Here is a 4788-nt window from a genome sequence, read left to right as displayed (position 1 = left end):
CAAGCACTCAAGAATCCCACCCGTCAAACCGAAAGGTTCGGGCTTGCGGCTTTAGCCGTGGGAGTCTCAAAGGATTTTATAAGTGGTGGAACTGCGTAGGCAGTTCTCCTTTTTTATTTCTTGATTCTCTTTTTCTTAAATAGTTCCTGTTTCTATATTAATTCTTTTTGGCTTATGTCCAATGCTTCTCTCGTTCTACTTTACTTGGTCTTAATCGTTCTGATCTACAGCTAGGATCATTTCTAGCTGTACCTTAGTATCATTTTTTTTCGTGAACTGTAGTTAACGGCAATCTAGCGTCATCTTAGTGTCTTTTCCTATACTAAACTGCTATTAGAAGAGGTTTAACGGCAAGTCTATACTTATTATTTTGATAAACTACAGCTAGAGGTCACTTAGCAGCAGCTTATTCCTTTTTTGTTTGATGAACTATAACTAGAAGCTTTCTAACAGTATCTTCTATCTGTTTTGTTCTATTGTGCTATACCTAGATTTCATTTACTTATATCTCCACACTTATTTACATTTTAGGCGGTCTGGTTATCTTAAAAAACAGCGGGAATATGGTCGCTACTTTCGTCGATGCCGGGGCTGCTTTCGTTATTTCTGTGGCCTATCTGACTGCCATGACTGACGGAGAAGCTATTGTCGCCAGTTTTGTCTTCGCCTTGGGAGTTACATTGTTTGAAACCTTCTTCCACAATTGGCTGCTCAAGGATCAGTCAGGCAGTTCGCGCTCACCATACTAATTATAAAGTCATAAAAAAGAGTCATCCTCCTGATTCAGTCGAGATGATGACTCTTTTTTTGTATTCCAGTCATTTACTTTGTCATCCTGAGTTAGAGTGTGACATTTTGTTATTCTTACTTCTTAAGAAGCAAGAGCCTGACCTTTTTTCTGCATTTCGTACATTTCTGCATAGGCACCGTTCAGGTTAAGCAGGCTGTCGTGTGTTCCCCGTTCTTTAATGACTCCCTGATCGAGCACCAGGATCTGATCCGCATGCTGAATCGTTGACAGACGGTGAGCAATGATAAAGGTCGTCCGTCCTTTTTTCAAAACGTTCATAGCGTGCTGAATGATTTCTTCCGTTTCCGTATCGATGGAAGACGTTGCTTCATCGAGAATCAGGATTTTCGGATCGAAGGCAAGTGCACGGGCAAAGGAAATCAGCTGACGCTGACCAGAGCTTAATGTACTCCCCTTTTCGACAACCGGTTCGTCAATCCCTTTTTCAAATTTGTCCAGCAGATCCTGTCCGCCGACATCTAGAAGTGCCTGAATCGCGGTTTCTTTTGAGATACTCGGATTGTCCATCGTGATGTTGGAGTAGATTGTCCCAGTAAAGAGGAACGGATCCTGCAGGACAATGCCCATATCTTCTCGGACAGATTGTCTGGAAAACTCTTTTGTGTTCTGGCCATCGATCATAATTTCCCCGATCTGCGGATCATAAAATCTAAAGAGCAGGTTCATGATCGAACTTTTTCCTGATCCGGTGTGGCCAACAAGTGCGACTGTCTGACCCGGTTCAGCTGTAAAGTGAATGTCTTTCAGAACATCTTTTTCTTCCGTGTAACCAAATGTCACGTGATTGAACGCAACGCGTCCTTCTGTCACTTCCATCGCTGCTTCCGGGTTGTCTTCTGGTTTCATGTCCATTATTTCAAATACCCGGTCTCCAGCTGCAATCGCCTGCTGAACGAAGGCCATCTGCTGGATGATTCCTTTGATCGGCTCATACAGACGGCTGACAAAATCTCCAAAGAGATACAACATCCCCACAGAAATCCCTAGTACCCCATTAATGTACTGTGTACTGAAGTAGACCATCAGCAGCAATAGTGACAGCCGGCGAAGAAAGTCGGCAAATGTCCACTGGAAGGCAGAGTCGAGAATCACGTACTTCCGCATGACTTCGTACCACTTTCCATTGATGTCTTCGAATTCTTCCTGGATGCGTTCTTCCTGCTCGAAAGCCTGGATTATCTGCATGCCCTGAATCGATTCATTCAGTTTCCCGTTGATGTCCGAGTTCAGGTCACGTTCTTTACGGTGGAAGACTCTGGCGTATTTTGTATAATACTTGTTCCATATAAACATTATAGGAATTAGAACCAAAAGAGTCAGTGCCAGTCCCGTGTGGAAGAAAGCAATCGCTGCAAATGCTCCAATGACGTAGAATACATTGATCAGGATCTGGCCGACTGTTGCGACGTAAAACTGCTGGCGCAGACTTTCTGTGTCGTTTGTTATACGTGCAACGATTTTTCCTGCCGGTAGATTATCGAAATAATTGATTGGCAGTTCCTGTACACGCGTGTACAACTGGTCTCTCAAAATTTTGATGATCCCGTTTGCCGCACGCATACGATAAATAGCCGAAATGTATCGGGTGATGACGGTCGAAATCATCAAGCCGAAATAAATAGCAATCAGTCGGACCAGCACATCTGTAAATTCTTCGTTCCCTGCAGCTGCAGGGGTGATGACCTGGTCAATAATGCGCTGAGCAATGATCGGCGCACCCAAGTCGGTGACCATGGACAAAACGACCAGTCCGATTCCGATCGTAAAGTAAAGTTTGTAATATTTCATATAAGAAACTAACCGTTTAACTGTCTTCATTAGTCATCCCTCCTCTCGTATGGATCTGGTGATGACAGAGGTTCATTTTCTGTGAGTTCTTTTATTTCCTGTTTTGTAAACTGATCATAGTACCAGCCGCCCTTGTCGATCAGCTCATCATGAGTGCCACGTTCCAAAATCGCTCCGTTGTCCAGAACGATGATTTCATCAGCCTCTTTTACTGCGGACAAGCGGTGAGTTGAAATGATCGTCGTCTTCCCTTCTCTGACCTGCTGAATATTATGAATGATGGTCTGTTCTGTCTTGGCATCCACAGCAGATAAGGAGTCGTCCAGGATTAGAATGTCCGGATCCTTGATGAGGGCCCTTGCAATGGAGATTCTCTGTTTCTGACCTCCAGAGATCGAGACGCCTTTCTCACCGATCATGGTGTCCAGTCCTCTATTAATATTTTTCAGGTCTTCTTCAAAGGAAGCCATGCGGATACTTTCTAAAATATCCTCGTCAGTGGCCTCTTTTTTACCGAAGGCAATGTTGTCTCTTACGGATCGGCTGAACAGGACGTGATCCTGTGGCACATAACCGATCAGTCGTCTGAGAGATGGATCGTTATATTCTGAGTAAGCCGAACTGCCCATATTGAACGTTCCCGAACCAAGCGGAAACTGATTGAGCAGTTGTCTGATGAGAGTCGTTTTTCCTGATCCAGTCTTTCCGACGATTCCGAGCGTTTTGCCTTTCTTTAAGTCCAGTCTGATCTTATCCAGATTGATTGTTTCGCTTGAACTGTATTTGAAGGTGAACTCGTCAAATTCAAAATCATCGACTTGTTCTGCTTCGATCGTTCCTTTGAAATTCAGTTCATCTGTTGCATATCTGATTTCATCGACACGTCTCATAGACGCACTTCCCTGACGCAGAATGAGTACCAGTTCGGATACCGAAATGATCGGCCAGATCATCATGCCCAGATACATCTGGAATGCGACGATATCTCCTACACTAAGCGTCCCCTGCGCTACCAGAATTGCCCCATAACTCAATGCAATCATGATGCTAAGTCCTTCAAAAGCCTTGACAGTCGGTGCAAATATAGCTGCAATTTCGGATACTTTGTTGTTCTTCTTGAGCAGTCCGCTTGTCTGTTCCTTGAACTTGTCTATAAAATCAGCTTCTTTGACATAGGCACGAATCACGCGCATGCCGTCGATCATTTCCAGTACGTCATCGTTGACAGAAGAGAATGATTTCTGAGCAATTTCATAGGCTTCATCAACTTGAGCTCCTTTGACCTTTATGACATAAGCCATCGGCAGCATCGGAATAACTGCTGCAAAAGTCAGCCCCCAGTGTACGGTCAGTCCCATCATGATCACCAATGTGGCAGTGAAGCCTGTGGCACTCATCAGGACAAGCATGCCGTATCCTGCCGTATCAGCCAGGGCACGTATATCCTGAGTCCCACGGGCCATTAAGTCACCCGTACGGAACTTTTCAAAATACGGCGCACGCATTCTCAAAAAGTGACGCATCAACTTACTGCGCATCTCTTTCTGTAATTTATAGGCCCCGGCGAACAGTCCATATCCCCATAGAAAATCAAGACCATAGGTGATTATGACCAGACCTGCGAACTGAAGGCTATACGTTCTGAGCACAGCGGCATTCATCTCGCCTGTGACGATCGCATCAATAAATCGTCCAATGATAAATGGAATAATGACAGCAAATATATTGGAGACGGCCAGAGCGATAATGGAGCCGAGGTATTGCCATTTGTTTTCTTTAAAATAAAATTTCAGTTTTACCAGTACGTCAAACATCTTTTCTTTCCTTTCTTTCCAAAAAAATAGACAGTCCATCCCCTTAAGAGAATAGACTGTCCGAATAGTTTTCTGGTTGATTACACGCAAAAAAACAAGGGATTCATTCTATTATTGAATAAGGAGGGTTCAGCCATCCCATACTGGGAGTCAGCTGTGTGCAAAAAGTAGTTTTTATTTTATCGTTTCGGTTTACTGATGTTTTAATCTTGCACGTCCTCCTCTCTCTTGTTTTTTTTAAAAACTCTCTCATCGTTTTCAACTATACACTGAAACGTTTCCATTTACAACACCAATATGACTATTGTATGTGTCAAGACTTTGGCGGAAACTTTTTTTCTAGAGATGGTAACTCTTCAATTTTAATATTAAAAT

4 protein-coding genes are annotated in these 4788 nt (G+C 43.5%); 2 read left to right on the top strand and 2 right to left on the bottom strand.

Annotation, left to right across the window (positions count from 1 at the left end):
* The first annotated feature begins 491 nt into the window (after positions 1–491).
* Positions 492–749: a DUF2512 family protein gene (locus tag ABFX15_RS08740; protein WP_346025046.1), complete on the top strand. Its 258-nt coding sequence runs from the start codon at positions 492–494 to the stop codon at positions 747–749.
* A 122-nt stretch (positions 750–871) separates the two neighbouring features.
* Here ABFX15_RS08740 and ABFX15_RS08735 read toward each other — a convergent pair whose 3' ends face one another.
* Together ABFX15_RS08735 and ABFX15_RS08730 are read right to left on the bottom strand one after the other, a co-directional pair.
* A complete protein-coding gene (locus ABFX15_RS08735; protein ID WP_346025045.1) occupies positions 872–2629 on the bottom strand; it encodes an ABC transporter ATP-binding protein in 1758 nt (585 codons plus the stop codon).
* Positions 2629–4413 (bottom strand): ABC transporter ATP-binding protein, encoded by a 1785-nt coding sequence (locus ABFX15_RS08730; RefSeq protein ID WP_346025044.1) that lies wholly within the window; start codon positions 4411–4413, stop codon positions 2629–2631. Before ABFX15_RS08730 ends, ABFX15_RS08735 begins: the two co-directional genes overlap by 1 nt.
* A 158-nt stretch (positions 4414–4571) precedes the next feature.
* On the opposite strand from ABFX15_RS08730, the gene ABFX15_RS08725 reads away from it, so the two are divergent.
* On the top strand, positions 4572–4788 hold a 217-nt coding region (locus ABFX15_RS08725; protein ID WP_346025043.1), incomplete at its 3' end, for a hypothetical protein.

It is taken from the genome of Alkalibacterium indicireducens (assembly GCF_039522005.1).
In the GTDB taxonomy this organism is placed as follows: Bacteria; Bacillota; Bacilli; order Lactobacillales; family Carnobacteriaceae_A; genus Alkalibacterium; species Alkalibacterium indicireducens.
The sequence above is the reverse complement of the archived record's forward strand: the minus strand, read 5'-3'. Positions and strand labels throughout refer to the sequence as shown.

Coding starts and splice junctions, on each gene's coding strand:
- ABFX15_RS08735 (WP_346025045.1), bottom strand. CDS start 2,629: ATGAAGACAGTTAAACGGTTAGTTTCTTATATGAAATATTACAAACTT.
- ABFX15_RS08730 (WP_346025044.1), bottom strand. CDS start 4,413: ATGTTTGACGTACTGGTAAAACTGAAATTTTATTTTAAAGAAAACAAA.